Source organism: bacterium (assembly GCA_040755795.1).
Lineage (GTDB): Bacteria > UBA9089 > CG2-30-40-21 > CG2-30-40-21 > SBAY01 > JBFLXS01.
Window position 1 is genome coordinate 1 of sequence record JBFLXS010000489.1, and the last position, 2,728, is coordinate 2,728.

Genomic DNA, 2,728 nt, shown 5'->3' on the forward strand with positions numbered 1-2,728 from the left:
ACTCAGCACGACACCAGGATTGATGTCCGAAGGGTGGAGCAAGAAAAAGTTTGAGTCATTTCTCCAATTCTCCCTTTTCTCCATTTCTCCTTGTTTACACTTCTAATGTATAGCCCTGAACGGTTACAAATATTCCTATTTCACAGGTCGAAAAATTTTGTAACACTTTAACCAAATGAAGCAGATTCTTTTGTAAGTTTCTAATTTACAAGCACTTACAAACTTTTGTTGGAAAAATTGAGGATACTGCCTGAAATTCCGTAACTTATTACCTGCAATCGGCAAGTAGGCTCACCAGAATAGCATTAACCCCTTGATATATCAGTAGTTAATCTGTTAAAAAATCTGTAGATTTTTTAACAAAAATGATTGACATTGGCCTCCTTCTATGCTATACTTTAGGTAAGTAATTAACATTACTAAAGTTAACATAAAAAGGAGACCAATTATGATTACTTCTTTAACCCCTCAAATAGATACCCGTCCTCGTCAACAACGACGACCAGAAATTATCGCTCTGGAGAAAAGAAAACGAAAATTGGCTCGCAAACTCAGACATGTTAATCTCCAGGTTGAATTCGATAATGATACAGTCACCCAATTTGGTAACTTCCATACCATAGAGACCTTTAAACAAGCTATTGATCTAACAACAGGTATCATTAAAAACAACTTCACGCTTTCTAAACCCATTAACAGCCTTTATTCTGCACCTCAAACATTAGAACATCTGATTGATTGTTGCTGTCTGGGATTACCCCGTTTTGAACATACGGAAACTGGACGCTTTGACCCTGGTTATCTTGACCTTAAACAAATCTCATCTTTCCCATCAGAAAAGGTCTTTCGTGATCTTCTCTCTGACTTTCAACCAACGCATATCCAGGAACTTATCAATATCAATAAAAAGTTAAACCACCTTAAATCAAAGTGGTCAGGTCCTACCTATGTCACCCTTGATTTTGATGATTCTGTTGTCACCCTTCATGGGCATCAAGAAGGTGGCGAAGTTGGTTATAATCCTCGGTATCATGGTCGACCTTCCTTTAAAGTTAAGGTCTGTTTTATTGGTTCATCTAATGAATTACTCCATTTTAATCTTTATTCAGGCAAAGTTCATAGTAATGGTGATTTCCTTCCTTTCTTTCAAACTTGCCTCGACCTGTTACCTCCCAATTATGTGGCCACAAAACTTAGATTAGATAAAGGCTTCTTTGATGAAGATAACCTCATCAAATTTGAAGAGTTATATTTAGAATCTGTCTGTAAAGCTCCTCTAAAAGAAAATATTAGAAAACTAATTACCTCCATTCCTGAAAAAGCCTGGAAGGAAATTGACGAATACACCAGTATTACCAGTAAAGAATTCCTGCTTAAAACATGGAAAAAACCAAGAAAATTTGTCATCCGTAGAGTCAAAATAGACAAAGAGACAAATCAACTTTTCCTGCCCATTAAAGACTTCTATCGCTACGAAGCTGTGGTTACCAATATGGAAGGTGACCCAGTTGAGATTATGAACTTCTATGATGATAGGGCTAATGTCGAAAACAAGATAGATGAAATTAAAGATGGTTTTGCTGTAGAAGAGGCCTCCCAGCATCTTAAAACTCGCAATCACGCCTTTATGCTCATTAAAGTTATCGCCTACAACCTTATGAATTGGTATAGACAGGCGTTGTTGCCTGAAGATAAGAAAAACTGTGAGATTAAAACCATCCGCAGACAAATCATCAATATCCCTGGCAATATCCTCGGCAAGGGTAGATTCCATCGAATTAAACTCGCCGCCAATAAACTTCTTGAGTCTATCATTGAGATAATCAAAACAAATCTTGATGCCTTCTTCTATTTTGTAGCTAATGGCTTTACCCCGGTTCGATGTTAACTACAGCAATTTAACCATATCCACTTTTCAAAGAATTTCAGATACACTCGTATTGTGCCCAAATTATGACTCACTCCCATCTTAATCCTATCTGTTATCTAATTCCCTTCATCTTTTCCTTAATTCTCTCCCCAATTTGTCAAAATAGCCTTCTTTTTTACCCCACTCCCCCCTTTTTACTCAACTACTTGCCGATTTCAGGTATTAAATTCACTATGCGTAGAGAAAAAAATACTTTGGATAGATAGTAAATTTTCCTTGCAATATTATACCACAAATGTTATAATATTGTAAGAGTTTTTACATAGTCTGAAATGTTACGAAAATTTTGTCTATCCATTAAGAGATAACAGACCAATAGGAGGTAATCTTATGACACAAATTATAGACATTTGGGCAAGAGAGATTTTAGACTCGCGTGGTAATCCCACGGTTGAAGTGGAGGTAGAGTTAGAGTGTGGAGAAATTGGCAGAGCCGCAGTGCCTTCCGGTGCATCTACTGGAACTTATGAGGCGTTAGAATTAAGGGATGGCGACAAAGAAAGGTATTTAGGGAAAGGGGTACTAAAGGCCGTGGATGCGGTTAATGACATTATTGCCCCTGAGTTAGAAGGTGAAGATGCCACCTGCCAGGCATTGATTGACCAGATAATGATAGACTTAGATGGGACTGAAAATAAGGAAAAACTCGGGGCTAATGCCATTTTGGGAACTTCTTTAGCCGTAGCTAAAGCCGCCGCTTTAGCCGTAGAATTGCCTCTTTATCAATATTTAGGTGGTGTCCAGGCTAAAACATTACCCGTGCCTATGTTGAATATCTTGAATGGTGGCAAACATGCT

The 2,728-nt window shown here is 37.7% G+C and carries 2 protein-coding genes; both read left to right on the plus strand.

Annotation, left to right across the window (positions count from 1 at the left end):
* Positions 1-448 precede the first annotated feature (448 nt).
* Positions 449-1,888 (plus strand): IS1380 family transposase, encoded by a 1,440-nt coding sequence (locus AB1414_18770; protein ID MEW6609457.1) that lies wholly within the window; start codon positions 449-451, stop codon positions 1,886-1,888.
* 372 nt (positions 1,889-2,260) lie between these two features.
* Positions 2,261-2,728, plus strand: a 468-nt coding sequence (gene eno, locus AB1414_18775; protein ID MEW6609458.1) for a phosphopyruvate hydratase, incomplete at its 3' end; no start/stop codon positions are given.

Bases quoted from the DNA above. Each gene is read 5' to 3' on its own strand.
- AB1414_18770 (MEW6609457.1), top strand. From the start codon at position 449: ATGATTACTTCTTTAACCCCTCAAATAGATACCCGTCCTCGTCAACAA.